Raw genomic sequence first — 22,260 nt, 5'->3', positions numbered from 1 at the left:
GGGGCCCGGGAGCACACGCTCCCGGGCCCCGTCCGTCGTTCGGGTCACGACGCCGGCCCGGACGGTCGTGTTAGCGTCGATGGACCACCTCGACGACGACGTGAGGACCATCGATGTCACCGATGACGAGAAGACAGTTGCTGGCCTGGGCTGCAGCCGGTGGTGCGACCGCACTCCTGGCGGGCTGTTCCACCCCGGGGACGGTGTCGCCGAACACCGGTCCGACGATCGCCCCGGCCGCCGCCGGTGAACGGATCACGCTCACGTACTGGGCCTGGTTGAAGGACCTCCAGAAGGTCGCCGACGTCTGGAACGCCGACCACCCGAGCGTGCAGGTCGAGGCCGTGTGGATCCCCGGAGGCAACGACGGCGGGTATCAGAAGCTCTACTCGGCGCTCGCCGCGGGTGGTGGTCCGGACCTCGCGCAGGTCGAGATGCGGACGCTCCCCGAGTTCCTGCTCGTGAACGGGTTGGTCGACCTCCGGCGCTACGGCGCGGACGAGGTCGCGTCGCGGTACAACGAGACCCTCTGGAACCAGGTCTCCTACGTCGACGGGGTCTACGGGATCCCACAGGACTCCGGTCCGATGGCGCTCTACTACCGCCCGGACCTGCTCGACCGGGTGGGCGCGAAGGCCCCGGCCACCTGGGACGAGTGGTTCCAAGTGGCGGGGGCGGTGCGCGACGCCGACATGTATCTGGATTGCTTCGCCCTCGACGACGCGTCGTGGTTCGCGGCCATGGCGACCCAGGCCGGCGCGTCCTGGTTCCGTGTCGACGGCGACCGGTGGATCGTGGACATGACGGACGACGCGACCCTGGAGACGGCCAGGTTCTTCGACCGGGCCATCGACGAGGGCGTCATGACCACCTCCTACAGCCAGTTCTCACCGGCCTGGTTCGCCGCTGCGGCGAAGGACTCGATCGCGTCGCTCGCCGGAGCCAGCTGGGGAGACGCCCTCCTGCAGGGCGTCTCGGGGGCCGACGGCAAGTGGCGGGTCGCGCCGTTGCCCCGGTGGGGGAGCGAGGGGTACGGCTCGACCTTCCAGGGCGGGTCCACGGCTGCCGTCCTGGCGAACAGCGCCCACCCGAGGGAGGCGCTCGAGTTCGCCGTGTGGATGACCACGAGCGACGCCGGCATCGACGCCATGATCGAGCACTCCGGCATCGGGTGGTCGCCGAACGACGCCTACATCGGCTCGCGCCGACGACAGCCGAGCGAGTTCTTCGGTGGCCAGAACTACAACGAGGAGGTCTTCGTGCCGGCGGCCAAGGAACAGAACAACGAGTGGCAGTGGTGGCCACTCACCCAGCAGACCTTCAACATCCTCGCCGACGGGTTCCGGGCCAAGGCCTCGGGCGGCACCCTCGTGGACGCCGTGGTCCAGGGGCAGCGTGACGTCATCACCGCGTTCCGCAACAAGGGCCTCCGGATCGAGGCGGCGTCGTGAGCGCCGTCAGGGAACGCCCGGCGCGTGGTGTGGCGGACGACCCGTCCCGGTCGGGGTCGCAGCGCCGACGCCGGACCTCGGTCGCGGCTCCGTGGATGCTCCTCGGACCGTTCCTGGCGCTCTTCGTCCTCACCTTCATCCTGCCGATCATCGTCGCGGTCGGCAGCAGCTTCGTCCGTGTCTCACGGAAGGGTGTCTTCGGCGAGGAGGGCGTCACGACCGAGTTCGCGTGGTTCTCCAACTACGCCCAGGCCCTGGAGAACGGCAACTTCATCGCCTCGATCGGCCGGATGCTCCTCTTCGGCGTCGTGCAGGTCACGGTCATGATCGCGCTGTGCACCCTGCTGGCGCTCCTCCTCGAGTCCGCCTCCGCGAAGTGGCCGGGGTTCTTCCGGGCCGTGTACTTCCTGCCCTACGGCATCCCCGGCGTGATCGCGACGATCCTCTGGTCGTTCCTCTACGTCCCGGGACTCAGCCCGATCATCGACATCGCCGGAGCGATGGGGATCGAGCTCGATTTCCTCGGCGCCGGCACGGTGCTCTGGTCCATCGCCAACATCGTGACCTGGACCTACACCGGGTACAACATGATGATCGTCGTCGCCCAGTTGAAGGCCATCCCCGGCGAGGTCTACGAAGCCGCGAAGGTCGACGGCGCCGGGCCATTCCGCGTCGCGGTGAGCATCCAGCTTCCGCTCATCCGGCCGGCGCTCATCCTCACGACCGTGTTCTCCATCATCGGCACGCTCCAGCTCTTCGCCGAGCCCCAGGTGCTGCAGACCGTGTCGCCCGCGATCGACAACGAGTACACGCCGAACCTCAGCGCCTACACGACCGCGTTCGCCTACAACGACTACAACGTCGCCGCAGCGCAGGCGGTGCTCATCGCCCTGGTCGCGTTCGCGCTGTCGTTCATCTTCCTGCGCCTGACGTCGAGGAGGGCATCATGAGCGAGACCCGGAGCATCACGACCGCGACCTCGTCGAAGCGAGCCCAGCGGCTGAGCGACCAGCAGGGGCGCCCGGGTGGGTCCAGGGGGATGCGGGTGCTCGTGACGGGCATCCTCGTCGTCGTCGCGGTCTACTTCCTGGTGCCCGTGTACTGGGTGGTGATCGCTGCGACCAAGAGCACCGAGGACCTGTTCGGCAGCAACGGCTTCCTCCTCGGCTCGGAGTTCTCGTTGTGGTCGAACCTCCACGAGGTGCTCACCTACGACGGCGGCATCTTCGTCCGCTGGTTCGGCAACTCGGTGCTCTATGCGGGCGTGGGAGCCCTCATCGCGACGTACCTCGCCGCGGCAGGCGGGTACGCGCTCGCGAAGTACCGGTTCTGCGGGCGCAACCTCGTCTTCGGCACCATCCTCGGCGGGGTCCTCGTGCCGGGGACGGCCACAGCACTCCCGCTGTTCCTGCTCTTCAGTCAGCTGGGACTCGCGAACACGTACTGGTCGGTGCTCCTGCCGTCGCTCGTCTCACCGTTCGGGTTGTTCCTCTGCCGGATCTATGCCGACGCGACGATCGACGACTCGCTCATCGAGGCCGCACGGATCGACGGCGCGAGCGAGCTGCGGATCTTCCACACCGTGGGGCTGAAGATCCTCACGCCCGCGCTCGTGACCGTCTTCCTCTTCCAGCTCGTCGGGATCTGGAACAACTACTTCCTGCCACTCGTCATGCTGTCCGACAGCACGCTGTACCCGATCACCCTGGGCCTGAACAACTGGCGGAGCCAAGTCGACCGCCTGCCGGAGTTCTACGAGCTGACGACCGGCGGCGCGCTGTTGTCGATCATCCCCTTGGCGATCGCGATGATCGTGCTGCAACGGTTCTGGCGTGGCGGGCTCACCGAGGGATCCGTGAAGTAGGCGTCGGCCCGGAGACGGCGACGGGCCCCGGATCAGGCGATCCGGGACCCGTCGTCAGTCGTGTCGAGCTAGAGGCTGCAGGTGTTGCCGAGCGTGGTGAACTCGTCCTGGAGCTTCGTGAGCGAATCGGTGAGCCCGGTCTGGTCGACGTTCTGCGGGTCGTCGACAGCCGTCTTCGCGACATCGATGAAGTCGTTGAGCGCCTTGACCGAGTCGTTCGCCGCGGTCTTCACCTCATCGTTCGTGACCTTGTCGGCCGCCGCCTTGAACGTTCCGGAGAAGTCGTCGAGCTGGGTGACGGCCGCCTCGGGGTCGGAGGACAGCGAGCTCAGGCCCGACTGCAGCTGCGAAGCCGACTCCGTCACCTCGGACTGGATGAGCTTGCACGCATCCTCCTTGCTCTGGGCGCCGCCGGCACAACCGGTGAGGAGCAGGCCAGAGACGGCGATCGCGCCGAGGAATGCTGCTGCGTTCTTCTTCATGGTGGTGTGATTCCCCCGTGTTCGGTGCCCGTGGCGGGCCCGCCCGCGCGCTGCGGGTCGGCCTCCAGGCTACCCGGTGGAGCCCGCAACCCGCAGGCGGACGCCGTCCGACGCTGGTGCGTGGTCGTCGCCGACATGGACGCGGGCTCCGTTTATTTGTAAGCTTGGCGAACAAACCGGTGGTGCGAGCGGGTCGCTCCACGGATCGAAGGAACCACAGCATGCAGACGCGCCACGACGCCCTCCGGAGACGAAGCGCGTGAGGGTAGGACTCGACATCGGCGGCACGAAGACCGATGCCGTCGTCGTGACGGACGACGGCGCGCTCCTGCATCGGCTCAGGCTGGTCACGGGACGCGGGCCCGAAGCCGTCGTCGAGACCGCCGTCGAGGCCGTCAGCCGGCTCTCCGACGCCGTCGCGCGCCCGATCGACGCCTTCACCTCGGTCGGCGTCGGTATCCCCGGGTTGACCGTCCCGGGCACCGGCCGGGTGACCCACGCCGTCAACCTCGACGTGGAGGAACTCGAGCTCGGTGCGATCCTCACCCAGCGACTCAGGGTCCCGGTCGCCGTGGAGAACGATGTGAAGGCGGCCGCCCTCGGCGCCTGGCAGCTGCTCGACGGTTCCGGCACGATGGCCTACCTCAATCTGGGCACGGGCGTCGCCGCCGGCATCGTCACGGACGGCCGGCTCTGGCAGGGCTCGAGCGGGGTCGCCGGCGAGGTCGGGCATCTGTCCGTCGATCCGCTCGGTGACCGCTGCGGGTGCGGACAGCGGGGGTGCGTCGAGACCATGGCCGCCGGTGGTGCGGTCTCCGCCGCCTGGGGAGCCGACGTGGCCCTGCCGGTGCTCGACCTCTTCGACCACGCCGACGCCGGGGACCCGCGGGCCGTCGCCCTCCGCGCACGCCTCGGTCACGGTGCGGCCGCGGCCGTCCGCATCCTGACCCTCACCGTCGACGCTGACGACATCGTCCTCGGAGGAGGACTCACCGCTCTCGGCGAGCGACTGCTCGCCGTCATCCGCGAGGCTCTGGCCGAATCCGCCGCCGGGTCTCGATTCGTCGCATCATTGCAGTTGGAACAGCGCGTGCGCCTCGTGCCGACGGGATCCCCCGTCGCGGCGATCGGCGCAGCACTCGTGGGAAGAGGAGAACCGTCGCATGGCTGAAGTCGTGATCGTGGGGGACAGCGGTGCCGCAGGCGCCCTCGTCGCGGAGGCGATCGCCTCCCTGATCGAGGAACGTCCGGACGCCGTCCTCGGGCTGGCGACGGGTTCGACCCCGCTCCCCGTCTACGAGGCCCTTGCGACCCGGTCCCGCGGCCTCGACCTCTCGCAGGTGCGAGGGTTCGCCCTCGACGAGTACGTCGGCCTGCCTGCCGGGCACCCCGAGTCGTACCGTTCCGTCATCACGCGTGAGGTCGTCGAGCCACTCGGCCTCGTGCCCGAGCGCATCCAGGTGCCGAACGGTGCGGCCGAGACCATCCAGCACGCGGGCGCCGACTACGAAGCGGCGATCCAGGCCGCCGGTGGCGTCGACCTGCAGATCCTCGGCATCGGGACAGACGGCCACATCGGGTTCAACGAGCCGGGCTCGTCGTTCGCCTCGCTCACCCGCGTGAAGACCCTGACGGAGCAGACTCGCCGGGACAACGCACGGTTCTTCGACTCGATCGACGACGTCCCCATGCACTGCATCACCCAGGGGCTCGGCACCATCCTCCGTGCGAGGCACCTCGTCCTCCTCGCCTTCGGTGCGGGCAAGGCCGCTGCGATCGCCGCTGCGCTCGAGGGACCGCTCTCCGCGAACCTCCCCGGTTCGGCGGTGCAGCTGCACCCGCGCGCCACGGTGGTTCTCGATGAAGCGGCGGCGTCCGAGCTGCAGCACGCCGCCTACTACCGTTACGCGTACGCCAACAAGCCCGCCTGGCAAGGTATCTGACGGCTCAGGCGACGCCCGCCAGTCGGAGGAGTGCCGTGGTGAGGGCCGCCGCGAGGACGATGACGACGAACGGCGACTTCCTCCAGGCGAGGACGCCGGCCACCAGGACGCCCGAGAGTCGTGCGAATCCCGCGAAGTGCTGGTCCTGGGTCAGGGCCGTGGTCGTGAGCACCGCCATGAGCAGGACGATGGCGGCGTCCGCGAGCAGGGTCTCGACCCGGTCCGAGACCTCGGCGCGGGTGCGCAGGAGTGGCCCGGCCAGGCGGAACGTGTAGGTGCCCACGGCGAGGATGAGGACCCCGACCAGCACGAGCATCGACTGGTTCACGCGGTGACCTCCGGCTTCGGCTGCTTCCGGCCGAAGCCGAACAGGAGGCCGACGAGCGACAACAGGACGGGGATCCCCGAGGGGAGGAACGGCGTCGCGGCGACGGCGACGACCGCGCCGACGAGTGCGGCTCGGCGTGTGCGGCGCTCGCGGAGGGCGGGGAAGATGAGGGCGAGCAGCACGGCGGGGAACATCACGTCGAGTCCGAAGGCGTCCGTGTCCTCGATCACGGTGCCGGCGAAGGCTCCGAGTGCCGCGCCCGCCGGCCAGCAGAGGAGGATGCCGAGGCCGCACGCCCAGAACGCGGCGCGCTTCCGCTCCAGGGTGTCCTGATCGAGCGCGAAGACGACGGACTCGTCGTTGAGGAGGTGTGTACCGAGCACGCGGCGCCAGCCCGTGCCGACGACCTCGTGGATCGCGAGGCCGAACGGCAGGTGACGGGCGTTCACCAGCAGCCCTGCCAGCGCTGCGGTGAGCGGACTCCCGCCGGCCGCGACGATCCCGACGAACAGGATCTCCGATGCGCCGGCGAGGACGAGCAGGGCGAGCGCCAGGACGACCCAGGGCTGGATGCCCGAGTGCACGGCGACGGCTCCGTAGGAGATGCCGACCAGTCCGTCGGCGACGCAGACCAGCGCGATGGCCCGTGTGGTCGGCCGACCGAGGTGACTCCATATCGAACGCACGTACACTATATTGAACGCGTACGAAGCGTTCGTCAAATCGAACGCGTAATACTTTGGAGCGAACGCATGACGCAGGTCGAACCATCCGACGACGGAGCACCGCACGCCGCGGTCGCGGCGGCGCTGACCCGCGAGCGGCAGCGAACCGGCCTCTCACTCGCGGAGGTGGCCCGTCGAGCCGGGATCGCGAAGTCGACCCTCTCGCAGTTGGAGGCGGGGCTCGGGAACCCGAGTCTCGAGACCCTCTGGGCGCTCAGCGTCACCCTCGACGTCCCCTTCGCCCGCCTGGTCGAGCCGGTGCGACGGCCGGTCCAGGTCATCCGTGCCGGTGAGGGGCCGACCCTCGCCGCGTCCGGGGCGGACTACGTCGCGACGGTGTTGTCCGCCTGCCCGCCGAACGCCCGACGCGACATCTACCGTATCGTCGTCGAACCCGGGGAGCCGAGGCGCTCGGAGCCGCACATGCCGGGCGTCGTCGAGCACTGGATCCTCAGCACCGGTCGCGCGTCCATCGGACCCGTCGGCGAGGAGGTCGAACTCGGTCCGGGGGACTACCTCGCCCACGCCGGGGACGTGCCGCACGTCTTCGAGGCACTCGAGCCGGGCACGACCGCCGTCGTGGTCACCGAACACGTCTGAGCACCTCGACAGGCTCGGTGACCAGGGCAGCTCGGTGACCAGGGCGACTCGGCGACCGGGGCGGCTCGACGGCTGATCAGCCGTCGATGACGTGCACGAGCTCGTCGATGAAGCCGGCGAAGTCCTCGGAACGGCGGATGATCCGGGCGACGCTCGAGCGCTCCGAGAACACCTCGACGAACTGGTCGAAGACCGTCTGGAACGCGGCGCGACCCGATTCGCTGAACGCCACGAGTGCGACGACGCTCACGCGCGCTCCGCCCCACTCCATCGGCGTCTCGTTCACCGCGATCGCGATGGCGGTCGAGTGCGCGGTCATCGCCATGGCGTGCGGCACGGCCAAGGTGTCGGTGAACGCCGTCGACGACATGCGCTCCCGCTCGATCGCGGCGGTGAGGTAGCTCTCGTCGATGATCCCCTGGGCGATCATGCGCTCGCCGAGCAGGCGGATCATGCCCTCCTCGTCCTCGGCGTGCGCGTTCCGGAGGAAGAGGTCCGGGTGGAAGTACTGCAGCAGTTCGTCGGTGATCTCCGACAAGCGGGACGACCTCCGCACGCGGCTGACCGCGCTCCGGACGCGCTCCACGTCGGCCGCGGTGAGGAAGGGTTGGATGACGACGATGCCGTCGGCAGGGGCCGGTGGCTCGATCGTCGTGAGCACGAGGTCGGTGTCGATGGCGGCCCAGTCGACATCGGTGCGGGTGATGACGGATCGGACGTCGAGGACGTCGCCCAGCTGCGATTCGACGCGTCGACGCAGCACCTCGTGCATGTCGTAGTAGCCGGCGGAGACGATCGTGGAACCGAGGAGGGCCTCCTTGCGGGCCTTCTGCTCGAGCTGGGCACCGACGTGCATCGCGATGTAGGCGATCTCGTCGTCGTTGATGATGATCGAGCCGTGCCGCTGCAGTTGGCTGGCGATGAAGACCGCGAGCTCGTAGATCATCGGGTACGAGGTCTTGATCGAGCGGGTCAGCGGATTGCGTGAGTAGGACTGGTCCTGTGCACGACGGATGAGGTTCTGGACGTGGAGGGTGAGCCGGACGATGAAGTCCTCGTCGGAGAGGTCGACGAGGTACTCGCGGCCGGCACGGTCGACGGCCTGACGGACGGCGGCGAGGTCGTCCTGGTTGACGTAGTCGTCGACGAGGACTTCGGCGGGAGCCCCACTGCCCGGCGTCACCACCCGCGTCACGAGCAGGTAGCTGAGGTAGACGAGGTCGCCCTCGCCGAGCGCGACGTGGAAGTGGGCGTCGACGAGCCGCGCCAGATCCTCCGCGACCGCCTCGACCTCCGGGGTGCGCGGAGCGTGGTCGGCGGGCTCCGCCGGACGGTCCTTCGTGACCCGGTCGATGGCGATCGCGATGTGGAGCAGGACGTTCGCGATGCCGTACTCGTTCACGTAGTACCCGCGCGCGGTCAAGGCCTCGAGCAGCTCGCCCTTGAACGGGCTGAACTCGTTCGGCGCGAACGCCCGCTGGAGCGCCTCGAGCTCGACGATGCCGCGGTCGGTCTCGTCGCGGAACATGCGGCTGAGGAGCCGTCTCCGCTCCGTCTCACCGCCCGCCATCGTCACCGTCGATCCGGAACGGTCGAGCGTGAGGGCGGTGTCGGCGAGCATGGCGCGGACCCGGCCCAGGTCGCCCTCGACGGTCGACTCGCTGACGTGGAGCCGCTGTGCGGTCTCGTGCACGTCGATTCCCGAGGGCGCGCTGATGAGCAACCGGACGAGCCCGTAGAGCCGATCCCGGGGCGTCTCCGATTCGAACGCCGATGCGGCTCGTCGCCGGTAGACCGCGTAGCCGTCGGCGTTCAGTCGATACCCGTTCGGCCCGGACTCGACGACGTCGTGCGGTGCCGTGCGGGTGTTGACCGCCGTGACGTAGCTGCGCACGCTCCGCGGTGTGACGCCGAGCACCTCCGCGACCTCCGTGGCCGTCGTCCAGCCGTCCCGTCCCGCGAGGTAGCCGAGCATGCGGTCGTGTTTCTCGCGTGCCACGATGCCCTCTCCGTCGGTCGGCCGTCGCGCGGTCCGGGCGAACCGCTCCACCGAGTCAACCACCTTCCCGACTGCTTCCGCGCGTTCGACGACCTTTCCGCCCCGGCGGAAGAGCTTCTGGTGGAGCCGCGAGGGGCGCGACGGAATGATGGGTTGGTAGGCAATCGGCGGTTCTGGAGAAGGTTCGATGAAGATCCTGGTGATTTGCGGCGCGGGTGCGTCGAGCACGTTCATGGCCCAACGCCTGCGTCGCGCGGCAGCCGACCGATCGATCGACGTCTCCGTCGCGGCCGGTGCCGAATCGCAGGTCCTCGGCGGCACGATCGCCCTCGACGGTGTCGACGTCCTGCTCGTCGGCGCCCACCTCGCCGACCACGAGGCCGCGCTGCGCGCTGCAGCCGAGCCCACCGGCACCGCGGTCGCGGTCCTGCCCGGCGACGTCTTCGGCGTCGAGGGTGGCGCGCGAGCCCTCGAACTCGTCCTCTCGATCCAATCACCAACCAGGAGGTAACCCCCATGGCAACTCGAACCGTCCGCATCGGCTCGTCGCACGGCCTGCATGCCAGGCCCGCGAAGCTGTTCACGCAGGCTGCGAAGGACGCCGGGGTCCCGGTGACGATCGCGAAGGGCAGCGGCAAGCCCGTCAACGCGGCGAGCATCCTCGGCGTGATCGCGCTCGCCGTCGAGCACGGCGACTACGTGACCCTGTCCGTCGACGGCGAGGGCGCCGCAGCCGAGGGCACCCTCGACACGCTCTCCGAGCTCCTGGTGACCGACCATGACGAGCAGTAGTCCGATGACCGCGTTCCAGGGCATCGGTATCGGTCAGGGCGTCGCCGTCGGCCCGGTGGCCCGCATGGCCGACCCGCTCCCCGCGCCCGCCGACGTCGCCAGCACCCTCGACCTCGCGACCGAGACCGAGCGCGCGAACACCTCCCTCGCCGCGGTCGCCCGCGAGCTCGAAGCCCGGGGCGCCGCCGCCGGTGGTGCTGCCCGTGACGTCCTCGAGGCCCAGGCGATGATGGCGGAGGACCCGACCCTCGCCGAGGAGATCGCCACACGGCTCGCGGACGGCAAGACCGCCGAGTGGGCCGTCCACGCGGCCTTCGCCTCGTTCCGCGACCAGCTCGCCGCGATGGGCGGCTACCTCGGGGAGCGCGCCGCGGACCTCGACGACGTGTCACAGCGGGTCATCGCCGACCTCATGGGCGTGCCGGCACCCGGCGTCCCCTCACCCGGCCACCCGTTCATCCTCGTCGCCCGCGACCTCGCGCCGGCCGACACCGCCCTACTCGACCTCGACCTGGTCCTCGGCCTCGTCACGAGCGACGGCGGCCCGACCTCGCACACGGCGATCCTCGCCCGCGAGAAGTCGATCGTCGCGATCGTCGGCGTCGTCGGAGCAGCCGAGCTGACCGACGGCACGACGCTCGTCGTCGACGCGGCAGCCGGTGAGGTCACGGTCGATCCGACGCCCGAGCTCGTCGCCGCCACGGAGCAGCGCATCGCCGACCGCCTCGCGCTCGTCAACGCACCGGTCGTCCCCGGTGCACTGGCGGACGGCACACCGGTGCCGCTGCTCGCCAACCTGGGCTCGGCCGAGCACGCCGACGCCGCCGCAGAGCTCGGCGCCGAGGGCGTCGGCCTCTTCCGCACCGAGTTCCTCTTCCTCGACCAGGCGCTCGCGCCCACGGTCGAGCAGCAGCGCGCACACTACGAGAAGCTCCTGAACGCCTTCCCCGGCCAGAAGGTCGTCGTGCGCGTCCTCGATGCCGGAGCCGACAAGCCGTTGGCATTCCTCAACGACGCGCACGAGGACAACCCGGCGCTCGGACTCCGTGGCCTCCGTGCGCTGCGGGCGAGCGAGGACATCCTGCGCGAGCAGCTCACGGCGCTCGCCCAGGCCGACGCCGCGACGGACGCCGACCTCTGGGTCATGGCCCCGATGGTGTCGACCGTCGAGGAGACGAAGTACTTCATGGCGATCGCCGCCGAGTACGGTCTGAAGACGCCCGGCGTCATGGTGGAGGTGCCGTCGAGCGCCCTCCTCGCCGACCGCGTCCTCGCCCACGCCGGATTCGCGTCGATCGGGACCAACGACCTCACGCAGTACACGCTCGCCGCGGACCGCCTGCTCGGTTCCGTCGGCGCGTTCCAGGACCCGTGGCACCCGGCGGTCCTCCGCCTCGTGCAGCTCGTCGGCGAAGCCGGCCAGCACCACGGCAAGCCGGTCGGCATCTGCGGCGAAGCAGCCGCCGACCCGCTCCTCGCCGTCGTCCTCGTCGGACTCGGCGCCACCACCCTGTCCATGTCACCGTCGGCGCTCGCCGACGTCCGTCACTCCCTCCAGCAGTACACGCTCGACGATGCCCGGCGCATCGCGGCAGCAGCACTGGCCGCCGACGGTGCGGCCGAAGCCAGGGCAGCGGCCACCGCTGCAACGACTCCCGAAATGAAAGAGGCAACATCATCATGACAACGACGTCTACTCCCAAGAAGCCGGGAGGTGCACGAGTCGGCGTACAGCGATTCGGCACCTTCCTCTCCGGCATGGTCATGCCGAACATCGCGGCCTTCATCGCCTGGGGCCTCATCACCGCGTTCTTCATCGCGACCGGCTGGTTCCCGAACGGGATCCTCGGCGGCTTCGGCAACGCCGACCTCATCGGCTGGCAGGGTGCCGCGACGGCGCTCGCGCAGGCCGACGACGGGACGACCTTCCCGCAGTACGTCGGCCTCGTCGGCCCGATGATCACGTACCTGCTCCCGCTGCTCATCGCGAACACCGGTGGCCGCATGATCTACGGTGAGCGCGGCGGCGTCGTCGCGTCCATCGCGACCATGGGTGTCATCGTCGGCAGCGCGATCCCGATGTTCATCGGTGCGATGATCATGGGCCCGCTCGCCGCGTGGCTCATGAAGCAGGTGGACCGGATCTGGGACGGCAAGATCAAGGCCGGCTTCGAGATGCTGGTCAACAACTTCTCCGCGGGTATCCTCGGGGCCCTCCTTGCCATCGGCGGCTTCTTCGGTATCGCACCGATCGTCACCGCGCTCAGCAGCTTCCTCGAGGGCATCGTCGACTGGCTCGTCGCCAACTCGCTCCTGCCGATCGCGAGCATCTTCATCGAGCCCGGCAAGATCCTCTTCCTCAACAACGCCATCAACCACGGTGTGCTGACCCCGCTCGGTGTCCAGCAGTCCGAGGAGACCGGCAAGTCGATCCTGTTCCTCCTCGAGGCGAACCCCGGCCCGGGCCTCGGCATCCTGCTCGCGTTCTGCTTCTTCGGCATCGGTCTCGCGAAGGCGTCGGCCCCCGGCGCGGTCATCATCCAGTTCTTCGGTGGCATCCACGAGATCTACTTCCCGTACGTGCTCATGAAGCCGATGCTGGTCCTGGCCGCGATCGGTGGCGGTATGGCCGGTGTGGCGACGAACGTCGCGTTCAATACGGGTCTCCGCGCCCCGGCCTCGCCCGGCAGCATCATCGCCGTGCTCATCCAGACGGCTCCCGACAGCTACGTCGGCGTGATCCTGTCGGTCATCGTCGCAGCCGCCGTCTCGTTCGCGATCTCCGCGATCATCCTGCGGGCCAGCCGGAAGCGCGACCTCGAGAACGAGAACGCCGGCGACCTCTCGGCCGCCGTCGCCGCGACCGAAGCCGCCAAGGGCAAGAAGTCGAGCGTGCTCGGCAACCTCTCCGCCGGAAGCGCCGCAGCCGGTGCGGACGTCGTCGACGAGGGCGTCGTCACGACGCTCGAGCGCGGCCCGATCCGCAACATCGTCTTCGCCTGCGACGCCGGTATGGGTTCGAGTGCGATGGGTGCCTCGGTGCTCCGCAACAAGATCAAGAAGGCCGGCATCGACGAGATCACCGTCACCAACAAGGCGATCGCGAACCTCGCCGACGACGTCGACCTCGTCATCACCCAGCGCGAGCTGACGGAGCGCGCGAAGGAGAAGACCCCGAGTGCCGTGCACATGTCGGTCGACAACTTCATGAACTCTCCGAAGTACGACGAGGTGGTGGAGTTGCTCCGCGGAGAGGGAGCACACTAGCAACGGAACGATCCCGGGGCGCACGCGAAGGGCGTGCGCCCCGGGGCTCCATCCACCGCCCTTCACCCGGCTCCGGACCGCACCGGCGGAGCCCCGCACGACGAATGCAGAGGAAGACATGTCGCAGGTACTGACCCAGGACCGGATCACCATCGTCACCGGGACGGTGACGCAGGAGGAGGCCATCCGCCGCGCTGCCGACGCCCTCGAAGCGGCCGGAGCCGTGACCGACGAGTACTTCGAGGCCATGCTCGCCCGCGAGCAGTCCGTGTCGACCTACATGGGCAACCTCCTCGCGATCCCGCACGGGACGAACGACGCGAAGGAGGCGGTCCGTGATTCCGCCCTGTCGTTCACCCGCTACGAGACGCCCATCGACTGGGACGGCGACGAGGTCCGCTTCGTCGTGGGCATCGCCGGCAAGGACGGCGGGCACATGGAGATCCTCTCCAAGATCGCCATCATCTTCTCCGAGGACGACGAGGTCGCCAAGCTGCTCGCAGCCGAGACGCCCGAGGAGCTCTACGCGCTCCTGAGCGAGGTCAACGAGTGATGCGAGCCGTCCACTTCGGCGCCGGCAACATCGGGCGCGGCTTCGTCGGTCTGCTCCTCCACGAGGGCGGCTACGAGGTCGTCTTCGCGGACGTCAACGCCGAGCTCATCGATGCGATCGCCGCGGCCGACAGCTACACGGTGCACGAGGTGGGCGACGGCGCGAAGGACACGGTCGTCACCGGGTTCCGCGCGATCAACAGCGCCACCGACGAGGAGGCCCTCGTCCAGGAGATCGCCGCCGCCGAGGTGGTGACCACCGCCGTCGGGCCGACCATCCTGCGCTTCGTCGCTCCGGTCATCGCGCGTGGGATCGCCGCGCGTCCGGCCGACGCCGCTCCGCTCGCCGTCATGGCCTGCGAGAACGCGATCAACGCCACCGACCTCCTCGCCACCGAGGTGCGCCAGGCGGTCGGCGACGAGGCCTGGGCGTCGCTGTCGGCCCGAGCCGTGTTCGCGAACACGGCCGTGGACCGCATCGTCCCGGGCCAGCCCGCCGGGCAGGGCATCGACGTGACCGTCGAGACCTTCTACGAGTGGGCCATCGAGACCCCGGCGTTCAACGGCTCCCTGCCGTCGATCCCCGGTGCCCACTTCGTCGAGGAGCTCGCGCCGTACATCGAGCGGAAGCTCTTCACCGTGAACACCGGCCACGCCTCCGTCGCCTACTTCGGTGCGCGCGCCGGTATCGGGACCATCGCCGAAGCGCTCGCCGAGCCGTCGATCGCCGCGGCCGTCGGCGCGGTGCTGGAGGAGACCTCCGCGCTGCTCGTCGCCAAGCACGGGCTCGACGTCGACGCGCAACGCGAGTACCGCGAGACGATCCTCCGTCGCTTCGCGAACGTGCACCTGCCCGACACCGTGGAGCGCGTCGGTCGGCAGCCGTTGCGCAAGCTGAGCCGGACCGAGCGGTTCATCGGGCCCGCCGCAGAACTGGCGGAGCGCGGCATGGCCCACGACGCACTCGTCTCGGCCATCGGTGCCGCGCTCGAGTTCGACGTCGCCGACGACGAGCAGAGTGTCCACCTGCAGGCGAAGCTCCACGAGCTCGCGCCGGGCACCTTCGTCGAGGAGGTCACCGGCCTCGCTCCCGAGCACCCGCTGGCTCCCGCGGTGCTCGCGCAGGTCGTCGCCCGACAGGCCTCGCTCGCGTAGTGCCCTTCGACAGGCTCAGGGGCCGGATCCGTCCGGGCCCTGGGCCTGTCGCCGTCTCCCTGCCCCTGAGCACGCCTCGCCCTGGTCCCTGAGCGCGACCTCCTCCGGTCCCTGAGCCTGTCGAAGGGCCTCAGAACATCTTGCCCGGGTTGAGGAGGTTCTCGGGGTCGAAAAGCCGCTTGATCCCGTGCTGGAGCGCGAGCTGATCCTCGCCGAGCTCGTCGCCGAGCCAGCGCTTCTTGAGCAGGCCGATGCCGTGCTCGCCGGTGAGGGTGCCGCCGAGCCGCAGCGCCGTGGTGAAGAGGTCGTCGGCGGCCTGCCAGATGAGGTCGGGTACCTCGACACCCTCGAAGACGAAGTTCGGGTGGAGGTTGCCGTCGCCCGCGTGCGCGACCGTCGGGATGGAGATGCCGTAGCGGCGCTCGATCTCGCCGATCGCCGTGAACATCGCCGCCAACTGGCTGCGGGGGACCGACACGTCCTCGATGAGCGGGGTGCCGAACTGCTCGAGCGAGGGGTGCAGGGCACGGCGGACGGCCAACAGGTGCTCACCCGTCGCGTGGTCGGTGGACATCTCAGCACGCCCGCCGCCGGCGTGGAGCACCTCGAGGATCGCGGCGGCCTCCGCCTCGGCGTTCGGGCCGTCGGTCTGGATCACGACGTGCGCCTCTCCGCTGTTCGGGATCGGCAACTGCAGGTAGCGGTGCACGGCGACGAGCGCGACGGGGTCGAGGAGTTCCATGATCGACGGTTGGATACCGGACGCGGTGACGGCGGCGGTGGCCTCCGCGGCCGAGACGACACTGGGGAAGTACCCGGCGATGGTCGCGACGGTGCCCGGCGTCACGCGACGGATGCGGACGGTCGCCTCGACGATGACGCCGAGGACGCCCTCGGATCCGACCATGAGACTCGTGAGGTCGAGGCCGGTGACCCCCTTCACGCTCCGGTGCCCGACGCTGATGAGCCGTCCGTCGGCCAGGACGACCTTGAGGGCGAGCACAGCGTCGCGCGTCACGCCGTACTTGGCACAGAGCAGGCCACCGGCACCGGTCGCGATGTTCCCACCGACGGTCGAGATCGCGCGGCTCGCCGGGTCGGGCGCGAACCAGAGCCCCCTGGCGAGCAGGAGGTCGTTGAAGGCGCCGTTGATGATGCCCGGTTCGACCACCGCGAGGAGGTCGGGTTCGTTGATCTCCAGGACGCGCTGCATCTCGAGCGTCGACAGGACGATCTCGCCCGCGCCGCCGAGTGCGCCGCCGGCCAGTCCGGTACCGGCGCCGCGCGTCACGACCGGCGTCCCCGTCGCGGTGGCGATCCGCATGACCGTCTGGACGTCCTCGATGGAGCGTGCGGAGACCACGGCGATGGGTGGGGCGTCGGACACGTGACCCGACTTGTCGGACCGTGCGTCCGCGAGGACGGCGTCCGTCGTCGAGACCGCGTCGCCGAGGGCGTCACGGAGCGCGTCGAGGACGGTCGGCGTCGTCATCGCGGCAGGGCTGATCCGTCGGCCCAGACCGCCTGGACGTTCCACTGGTGGTCGAGGAGGACGGCGTCCGCGGCGTATCCCGGGGCCAGTCGTCCGAAGCGGTCGGCGAGGCCGAGGACACGGGCCGGGGTGCTCGTGAGCGCACCGACCGCCGCGTCCGCCGCGACACCGCTGGTGATGGCGAGTCGGAGCGCCCGGTCGAGCGTCAGCGTCGAGCCGGCGATCGAGTCGCCTTCCACGAGCCGCGCCAGACCGTCGGTCACCTGGACCTCGAGCGCTCCCAGCAGGTAACGGCCGTCGGAGGAACCGGCTGCGGCCATCGCGTCGGTGATGAGTGCGACGCGGCCCGGGGCCTGCTCGAAGGCGAGCTTCGCGACGTCGGGGTGCACGTGTTCGCCGTCGAGGATGAGCTCGACCGTGACCCGCTCGTCGGCGAAGGAGGCGATGATCGGTCCGGGCGCACGGTGGTGGATCCCGTTCATCGCGTTGAACACGTGGGTGACGAGTCGGGCACCGAGATCGAACGCCGTCTTCGTCAGTGCCTCGTCGGCGTCGGTGTGACCCACGGCGACGATGACGCCGGCCTCGACGAGGACCTGGATCGCCTCGAGGGCGTTCGGCAGCTCAGGGGCGATCGTGATCTGCCGGAGCGTGCCTCGGCTCGCGTCGATGAGGCGTTCGACGACGGCCGGGCTCGGGTCGATGAGCGCCCCGGGGTCGTGTGCGCCCTTCTTGGCCGGTGAGAGGAACGGACCTTCGAGGTGGGCTCCGAGGACCAGCGGATCTTCGGCGACGAGGTCGGCGATCCCCTCGAGACTCGCGACGAGGGCGTCGACCGGGTTCGAGACGAGACTGATGAGCGTCCTCGTGGTCCCGTGCGCCCGGTGCACCGCGAGCGCGCGTCCGATGGCGTCGCGTCCGTCGTCGAAGGACGAACCGCCGCCGCCGTGGACGTGGAGGTCGATGAACCCCGGCGTGAGGTGGCCGCCGTGTGCGTCGAGGACGGATGCGTCGTCGCCGACGGTGAGGGACCGCCAGTCGTCGCCGGTACCGGTGGAGCGGATGACACCGTCGACCGCGTGCAGCCAGAAGGCGTCCTGGTGGCCGTCGACGTCGACCTTGGTGGCGGAGTGGATCAGGAGCTCGGTCATGCGAGCTGCTTCCGGCCGCGGATGACACCACTGGCGACGGCGACCACGGCGAAGACGGTCGCGATGATCGGCTGCCCGAGGTGCAACCAGGCGAGCGCCGCCGCCGCGAAGATGAGGAGCTCGACGACCGCCTGGCCGTAGAGGTCGATGCGGATCACGGCGCGCGGCGAGAGGAACAGCGCCCAAAGGATGATCGCCACGACCGGCGCGGCGATCCCGACGACCACGTTCAGGGGGAACGGCCACACCGCGACGCCCCAGAAGCCGAGCGAGAAGAAGGCGAAGAGTTCGAGGAAGAACCGCAGGATCTCGTTGGGGCCGATCTTCACGTCGGCGGGAGTTCGTTCAGACACCACACGATTCTACGGCGCGTGGCCGAGAGCCCGCTCCGGGTCAGCGGAAGATGATCGTGCGCGCCCCGTCGAGGAGGACGCGGTCCTCGGCGAACCACTTCACCGCCTGGGTGAGGGTGCGGCTCTCCTCGTCCTGACCGATGGCGACGAGCTCCGCGGGGGAGCGGGAGTGGTCCACGCGGACGACGTTCTGCTCGATGATCGGTCCCTCGTCGAGGTCGCTCGTCACGAAGTGCGCGGTCGCACCGATGAGCTTGACGCCGCGCGCGTGCGCCTGCTTGTACGGGTTCGCGCCCTTGAAACCGGGCAGGAAGGAGTGGTGGATGTTGATGGCGCGACCGGCGAGGCGCTCGCAGAGCTCGGGGGACAGGATCTGCATGTACCTCGCGAGGACGACGAGCTCGATGTCGTGCTCCTCGACGGCCTCGACGACCCTGGCCTCGAACGCCGCCTTCGAGGCTGCGTCCGTCACGGGCAGCGCCTCGAAGGGCACGCCGTAGAAGGAGGCGAGATCGCGGAGCGAACCGTGGTTGCTGAGCACGAGGGGGATCTCGACCGGGAGCTGGCCGGCCCGCTGGCGGAAGAGCAGGTCGTTGGCGCAGTGTGCCGCCGTCGAGGCCAGGACGAGCGTCCGGAGCGGGCGACCGACGACGTCGAGCCGCCACTGGAGGCCGTACCGCTCGACGACCGGTGCGATGGCCGCCTCGAAGCGCTCGCGCGAGACCGCAGCCTCGACCTGGAGCCGCATGAAGAACCGCCCGGTGTCATCGCTCGAGAACTGCTGGCTCTCGGTGATGTTGCCGTCGGCCTCGACGATCGCACCGCTGATCGCATGCACGATACCGGGCCGGTCCTCGCAGATGATCGAGAGCACCCAGTGGACGGAGCGCTCGTGCGTGGTCGATGGCACAGCGGAGGGATCGGTCGAGTTCGTCACCGACTCAGGTTACCGGGACCCGACCGCTCACGCCGCAGGGACGGACCGCTCGTCGACGAGGTCGGCGTGGGAGGACTGCCGCAGGTACGACCGAACCGTCTCACGGCTCTGCCGCAGGCAGTCGATGCGGGCGTCGATCGAGGCGATCTGCGCATGGAGCGACTCGGCCGTCGCGCGGGAGCAGTCGGGCACGGCACGCGAGGTGCGCGCGTCGTCGAGATCGAGGACCACGCGCACGAGACGGGTCGTGAGCCCCGCGTCGAACAGGTTGTCGACCGTGACGACGTGGTCGATCGCGGACGGTTCGTACTCGTCGGGCGCGTGCGACGCGCGCACGGGCGCCAGGAGTCCCTCCTCCTCGTAGGAGCGGAGCCGGGTGGCCGGGACACCCGTTCGTTCAGCGAGTTCTGCAATGCGCATGAGCGGCCTCTCTGTCACCTTCACGTCAGCTGCAACGTCGGATCGAGCCCTCCGCATTCCCGGCCTCGGGTAGACTCGTCCGCGGTCGCCGGATGTCGGTTGACCCTGGGCGCGCACATCAGCGCGTAGACGAACTCGTCCGCCACGTCCGCCGACGAGTGAACGCCATCGTTGGAGCAATCCGATGACCTCCTCTTCGCCCTCCTCGGCGCGCGCCGCCGAGCCCACCAAGCCGTCGTCACCGCCGTTCCCCTGGGTCGGCCTGATCGCGCTCGCGGCGGGCACCTTCCTCTCCGTCACCGGCGAGATGATCCCGACCGGCCTCCTCCCGGAGATGAGCGCCTCGCTCGGCGTCACCGAGTCGCAGATCGGGCTCCTCGTCAGCGTGTTCGCGTTCACGGTGGTGCTGTCCAGCACCGCGCTCATCCACCTCACCAGGCGTGTGCCGCGACACGCGTTGCTCGTGGCCGTCATCGTCGTCCTCGGCGTGAGCACCGGTCTCGGCGCGCTCGCCCCGAACTACGAACTCCTCGTCGCCACCCGGGTGCTCGGCGGGCTCGCCCATGGTGTCTTCTGGGCGGTCGTCGGCGCGTACGCCGGTCACCTGGTCCCGAAGGAACAGCTCGCCCGTGCCGTGTCCGTGACGATCGCCGGAGGCACGCTCGCCTTCGTCCTCGGCGTCCCGCTCAGCACCGCGCTCGGGCACGCGCTCGGCTGGCGCCTCGCGTTCGGCGTGCTCGCCGCAGCCATGCTCCTCGGCGCCGTCGTCGTGTGGTGGAAGCTGCCGCCCGTCGGTCGGGAGGAGTCGCACGCGGCAGCCTCGGGTGCGACGGGCCGTGATCCGAGCGTCATCCCGGTCGCGATCGTCTGCATCGCGGTCGGCGTCATCATGGCGGGTCATTACGCGTTCTACACCTACATCGCACCGTTCCTCATCGGCGAGGTCGGTGTCCCGGCCGGCCAGCTCAGCATCCTCCTCCTCGTCTACGGCGTCGCGGGCGCGATCGGCCTCATCCTCACCGGCAGCGTCTTCGCGAGGCGTGCGACCACCGGCCTGTTCGTCGCCCTGACCGTGTCTGCCGCCATGGTGAGCGTCCTCGCCCTCTCAGCAGGGTGGCTTCCGGGCGCACTCGTCGCGTTCTTCCTCTGGGGGACGGCCTTCGGCATGCTGCCGCCGCTCATGCAGACGCGCCTCCTGCACGCGGCGAGCCCGCGCATCCGCGACACCGCGAACGCGTTCTACACGACCGCGTTCAACACGGGTATCGGTGGCGGTTCGGCGCTCGGCGCGTTGCTCCTCGCCGAGATCGGTCTCGGCGTGCTGCCGTGGGTGTACGTGTGCCTGGCCGTGGTCGCGACCTCGCTCCTCGCCGCGGACGTGCTGCGCACCCGCAGGCGCGAATCCGTCTGATCGAGCACGAGCCGTTGCGGACGCGCTCAGCGTGACCGTTTACGGTACCGCCGGTTCGTCCGTCGTCGGCGCCGGTGAGGCGTCTGCGCCATCGGGCGGCGCGGTGACGTCGGGCGCGGTCTCCACCGGCGTCTCCGTCTCCGTCGCCGGATCAGGCTCGGTCGTACTCGGCATGTCCGGCTCCGTCGCGGGAGCCGGTTCCACCGGGATCTGGTCCGCGATCGGTTCGACGACGGCCTGAACAGGGAGCGGAGCGGGAACCGCCTCCGGTGCGGTGTCCAGAACCGCTTCCGGGAGCGGGGCCGTCGCCGGATCGATGGCGGACTCGGTACTCAGGAGTCCGGTCAGCGAGAGGTACTCGACGGAGGTCGCAGGTCCCACGCGCGATGGGTCCGCGGGGTCGACGCTCCAGACGCTGAGCTCGTGGAACCCGCCGGCCACGGCGGCGCCGGTGAGCGTCGCCCGACCGTCGGCATCGAGCGCGACGCGCTGCTCGTCACCACCGTCGAGGGTGTACCCGATCGCGCCGTTCGGAGCGCCGCTGATGACGATCGGTGCGTCCGGCTCGAGGATCCGGAACGACAGGATCGTCTCGAATCCGGAGATCGAGGGCCCGGAGATCGTCATGCCGGCAGGTTCCGCGGACTCGGTGACCTGGTCACCGAGGGTCTGGCGCACCGTGAGGGTGAACGTCCCAGACCGGTCGAGGACGACCGGTCCTGTCGACCAGGTCCCGGTCACCGGGGCGGCTGCGACCGATGACCGCTGCGCGGACCCCGGCACGACCGTCGAAGCCACGACGAGGTCGCCGTCGAGGACGTCGATGGTGGCTCCGGCCGCTCCCGTGCCGCTGAACGTCGGCCACAGGTAGCCACCGCCGGAGTCGGCGACCATGGTCGGCACCGGGAGCGCCGTGGGTTCGGTCGGGTCGACGGGATCGACCGGGGTGACGGGCGGAGCGACCGGTGGGGCAGCGGGCGTCGGAATTTGCGGGGAGACCACGACGGGATCCGGCGTCCCGTCCTCGTTCGGACTCGGACTCGGAGTCGGACTCGGACTCGGTGCCGGCGCCGGACTCGGACTCGGTGCCGGCGCCGGGGAGGAGGGTGTCGGCGTCGGGCCGGCGATCGGGGCCGCATCCGGGGACGGGGCGGCGGGCGCATCGGTGGGCCCAGCAGCCGTGCCGGAGGTCGGCGTGTCGGCGGTCGGCGGGAACACCACCGGACCCAGGACGAGCGCGGCGGCGGTCACCGCTGCGACGACGCCGACACCGATCGCGGCGATGATCCCGCCGGAGAGCCCCGCCGCCGCAGCACCCGCGGCGCCGGCACCCGACGC

General features: G+C 69.9%; 22 protein-coding genes and 1 pseudogene. 13 read left to right on the top strand and 10 right to left on the bottom strand.

Going from position 1 to position 22,260, the window contains the following annotated elements; translation table 11 throughout:
* Window positions 1-113: 113 nt before the first annotated feature.
* From BIU99_RS03115 to BIU99_RS03105, 3 genes are all read left to right on the top strand, one after another.
* On the top strand, window positions 114-1,451 hold the full coding sequence (locus BIU99_RS03115) for an extracellular solute-binding protein (protein WP_071259450.1): 1,338 nt from the start codon (window positions 114-116) through the stop codon (window positions 1,449-1,451).
* Window positions 1,452-1,546: 95 nt separating this feature from the next.
* Window positions 1,547-2,401 (top strand): carbohydrate ABC transporter permease, encoded by an 855-nt coding sequence (locus BIU99_RS03110; RefSeq protein WP_079003857.1) that lies wholly within the window; start codon window positions 1,547-1,549, stop codon window positions 2,399-2,401.
* Window positions 2,398-3,315, top strand: a complete 918-nt coding sequence (locus tag BIU99_RS03105; RefSeq protein WP_083397175.1) for a carbohydrate ABC transporter permease — start codon at window positions 2,398-2,400, stop codon at window positions 3,313-3,315. The genes BIU99_RS03110 and BIU99_RS03105 overlap by 4 nt, the downstream gene beginning before the upstream one ends.
* A gap of 68 nt (window positions 3,316-3,383) precedes the next feature.
* Here the strand turns inward: BIU99_RS03105 and BIU99_RS03100 are convergent, their stop codons facing one another.
* Window positions 3,384-3,797 carry a hypothetical protein gene (locus BIU99_RS03100; protein ID WP_064296639.1) on the bottom strand — a complete coding sequence of 138 codons (414 nt, stop codon included), beginning with the start codon at window positions 3,795-3,797 and terminating at the stop codon, window positions 3,384-3,386.
* Window positions 3,798-4,056: 259 nt separating this feature from the next.
* Here BIU99_RS03100 and BIU99_RS03095 point away from each other — a divergent pair, with 259 nt between their 5' ends.
* Both BIU99_RS03095 and BIU99_RS03090 read left to right on the top strand, forming a co-directional pair.
* The gene (locus BIU99_RS03095; RefSeq protein WP_064296638.1) at window positions 4,057-4,968 is read left to right on the top strand and encodes an ROK family protein; all 912 of its coding nucleotides are present in this window, start codon (window positions 4,057-4,059) and stop codon (window positions 4,966-4,968) included.
* Window positions 4,961-5,740 carry a glucosamine-6-phosphate deaminase gene (locus BIU99_RS03090; RefSeq protein WP_071259446.1) on the top strand — a complete coding sequence of 260 codons (780 nt, stop codon included), beginning with the start codon at window positions 4,961-4,963 and terminating at the stop codon, window positions 5,738-5,740. Before BIU99_RS03095 ends, BIU99_RS03090 begins: the two co-directional genes overlap by 8 nt.
* 4 nt (window positions 5,741-5,744) lie before the next feature.
* Here BIU99_RS03090 and BIU99_RS03085 read toward each other — a convergent pair whose 3' ends face one another.
* The gene (locus tag BIU99_RS03085; RefSeq protein WP_217634970.1) at window positions 5,745-6,068 is read right to left on the bottom strand and encodes an AzlD domain-containing protein; all 324 of its coding nucleotides are present in this window, start codon (window positions 6,066-6,068) and stop codon (window positions 5,745-5,747) included.
* Window positions 6,065-6,790 (bottom strand): AzlC family ABC transporter permease, encoded by a 726-nt coding sequence (locus BIU99_RS03080; RefSeq protein WP_175484345.1) that lies wholly within the window; start codon window positions 6,788-6,790, stop codon window positions 6,065-6,067. The genes BIU99_RS03085 and BIU99_RS03080 overlap by 4 nt, the downstream gene beginning before the upstream one ends.
* A gap of 30 nt (window positions 6,791-6,820) precedes the next feature.
* On the opposite strand from BIU99_RS03080, the gene BIU99_RS03075 reads away from it, so the two are divergent.
* Window positions 6,821-7,393 carry a helix-turn-helix domain-containing protein gene (locus tag BIU99_RS03075; RefSeq protein WP_071259444.1) on the top strand — a complete coding sequence of 191 codons (573 nt, stop codon included), beginning with the start codon at window positions 6,821-6,823 and terminating at the stop codon, window positions 7,391-7,393.
* A gap of 76 nt (window positions 7,394-7,469) precedes the next feature.
* On the opposite strand, the gene BIU99_RS03070 is transcribed toward BIU99_RS03075, so the two are convergent.
* Complete coding sequence (locus BIU99_RS03070; protein WP_371263742.1) at window positions 7,470-9,392, bottom strand: transcription antiterminator; 1,923 nt, start codon at window positions 9,390-9,392, stop codon at window positions 7,470-7,472.
* A 187-nt stretch (window positions 9,393-9,579) separates the two neighbouring features.
* Between BIU99_RS03070 and BIU99_RS03065 the strand changes: the two genes are divergently transcribed.
* From BIU99_RS03065 to BIU99_RS03040, 6 genes are all read left to right on the top strand, one after another.
* A complete protein-coding gene (locus tag BIU99_RS03065; protein WP_071259442.1) occupies window positions 9,580-9,903 on the top strand; it encodes a PTS sugar transporter subunit IIB in 324 nt (107 codons plus the stop codon).
* 5 nt (window positions 9,904-9,908) lie between these two features.
* Window positions 9,909-10,184, top strand: a complete 276-nt coding sequence (locus BIU99_RS03060; protein WP_064296634.1) for an HPr family phosphocarrier protein — start codon at window positions 9,909-9,911, stop codon at window positions 10,182-10,184.
* A gap of 4 nt (window positions 10,185-10,188) precedes the next feature.
* Window positions 10,189-11,868, top strand: coding sequence for a phosphoenolpyruvate--protein phosphotransferase (ptsP, locus tag BIU99_RS03055; protein ID WP_082916226.1), 1,680 nt, complete (start codon window positions 10,189-10,191; stop codon window positions 11,866-11,868).
* Window positions 11,865-13,451 (top strand): PTS mannitol transporter subunit IICB, encoded by a 1,587-nt coding sequence (locus BIU99_RS03050; protein ID WP_064296633.1) that lies wholly within the window; start codon window positions 11,865-11,867, stop codon window positions 13,449-13,451. Before ptsP ends, BIU99_RS03050 begins: the two co-directional genes overlap by 4 nt.
* Before the next feature lie 118 nt (window positions 13,452-13,569).
* Complete coding sequence (locus tag BIU99_RS03045) at window positions 13,570-14,004, top strand: PTS sugar transporter subunit IIA (RefSeq protein ID WP_064296632.1); 435 nt, start codon at window positions 13,570-13,572, stop codon at window positions 14,002-14,004.
* Window positions 14,004-15,158, top strand: a complete 1,155-nt coding sequence (locus tag BIU99_RS03040; protein ID WP_071259440.1) for a mannitol-1-phosphate 5-dehydrogenase — start codon at window positions 14,004-14,006, stop codon at window positions 15,156-15,158. The genes BIU99_RS03045 and BIU99_RS03040 overlap by 1 nt, the downstream gene beginning before the upstream one ends.
* A gap of 130 nt (window positions 15,159-15,288) precedes the next feature.
* On the opposite strand, the gene BIU99_RS03035 is transcribed toward BIU99_RS03040, so the two are convergent.
* From BIU99_RS03035 to BIU99_RS03015, 5 genes are read right to left on the bottom strand one after another with little or no spacing between them, the layout of a single operon-like run.
* A complete protein-coding gene (locus tag BIU99_RS03035) occupies window positions 15,289-16,650 on the bottom strand; it encodes an FAD-binding oxidoreductase (protein ID WP_064296630.1) in 1,362 nt (453 codons plus the stop codon).
* Window positions 16,647-17,801, bottom strand: a complete 1,155-nt coding sequence (gene nagA / locus BIU99_RS03030; protein ID WP_071259438.1) for an N-acetylglucosamine-6-phosphate deacetylase — start codon at window positions 17,799-17,801, stop codon at window positions 16,647-16,649. Before nagA ends, BIU99_RS03035 begins: the two co-directional genes overlap by 4 nt.
* Complete coding sequence (locus tag BIU99_RS03025; protein ID WP_231884415.1) at window positions 17,798-18,154, bottom strand: YrdB family protein; 357 nt, start codon at window positions 18,152-18,154, stop codon at window positions 17,798-17,800. The genes nagA and BIU99_RS03025 overlap by 4 nt, the downstream gene beginning before the upstream one ends.
* A gap of 40 nt (window positions 18,155-18,194) precedes the next feature.
* Complete coding sequence (gene purU, locus BIU99_RS03020) at window positions 18,195-19,091, bottom strand: formyltetrahydrofolate deformylase (protein WP_371263741.1); 897 nt, start codon at window positions 19,089-19,091, stop codon at window positions 18,195-18,197.
* A gap of 27 nt (window positions 19,092-19,118) precedes the next feature.
* Window positions 19,119-19,511, bottom strand: coding sequence for a MerR family transcriptional regulator (locus BIU99_RS03015; protein ID WP_064296627.1), 393 nt, complete (start codon window positions 19,509-19,511; stop codon window positions 19,119-19,121).
* Between the two features lie 184 nt (window positions 19,512-19,695).
* Here BIU99_RS03015 and BIU99_RS03010 point away from each other — a divergent pair, with 184 nt between their 5' ends.
* Window positions 19,696-20,922 carry an MFS transporter gene (locus BIU99_RS03010; protein WP_071259432.1) on the top strand — a complete coding sequence of 409 codons (1,227 nt, stop codon included), beginning with the start codon at window positions 19,696-19,698 and terminating at the stop codon, window positions 20,920-20,922.
* Between the two features lie 39 nt (window positions 20,923-20,961).
* On the opposite strand, the pseudogene BIU99_RS03005 reads toward BIU99_RS03010, so the two are convergent.
* Window positions 20,962-22,260: pseudogene (locus tag BIU99_RS03005) on the bottom strand (hypothetical protein); the annotation flags it as partial.

Origin of the sequence: Plantibacter sp. MMLR14_011 (genome assembly GCF_001865025.1) — a bacterium.
Taxonomy (GTDB): domain Bacteria; phylum Actinomycetota; class Actinomycetes; order Actinomycetales; family Microbacteriaceae; genus Plantibacter; species Plantibacter flavus_A.
Note: the sequence above shows the minus strand (reverse complement) of the source record. Positions and strands in the feature narration are given on the sequence as shown.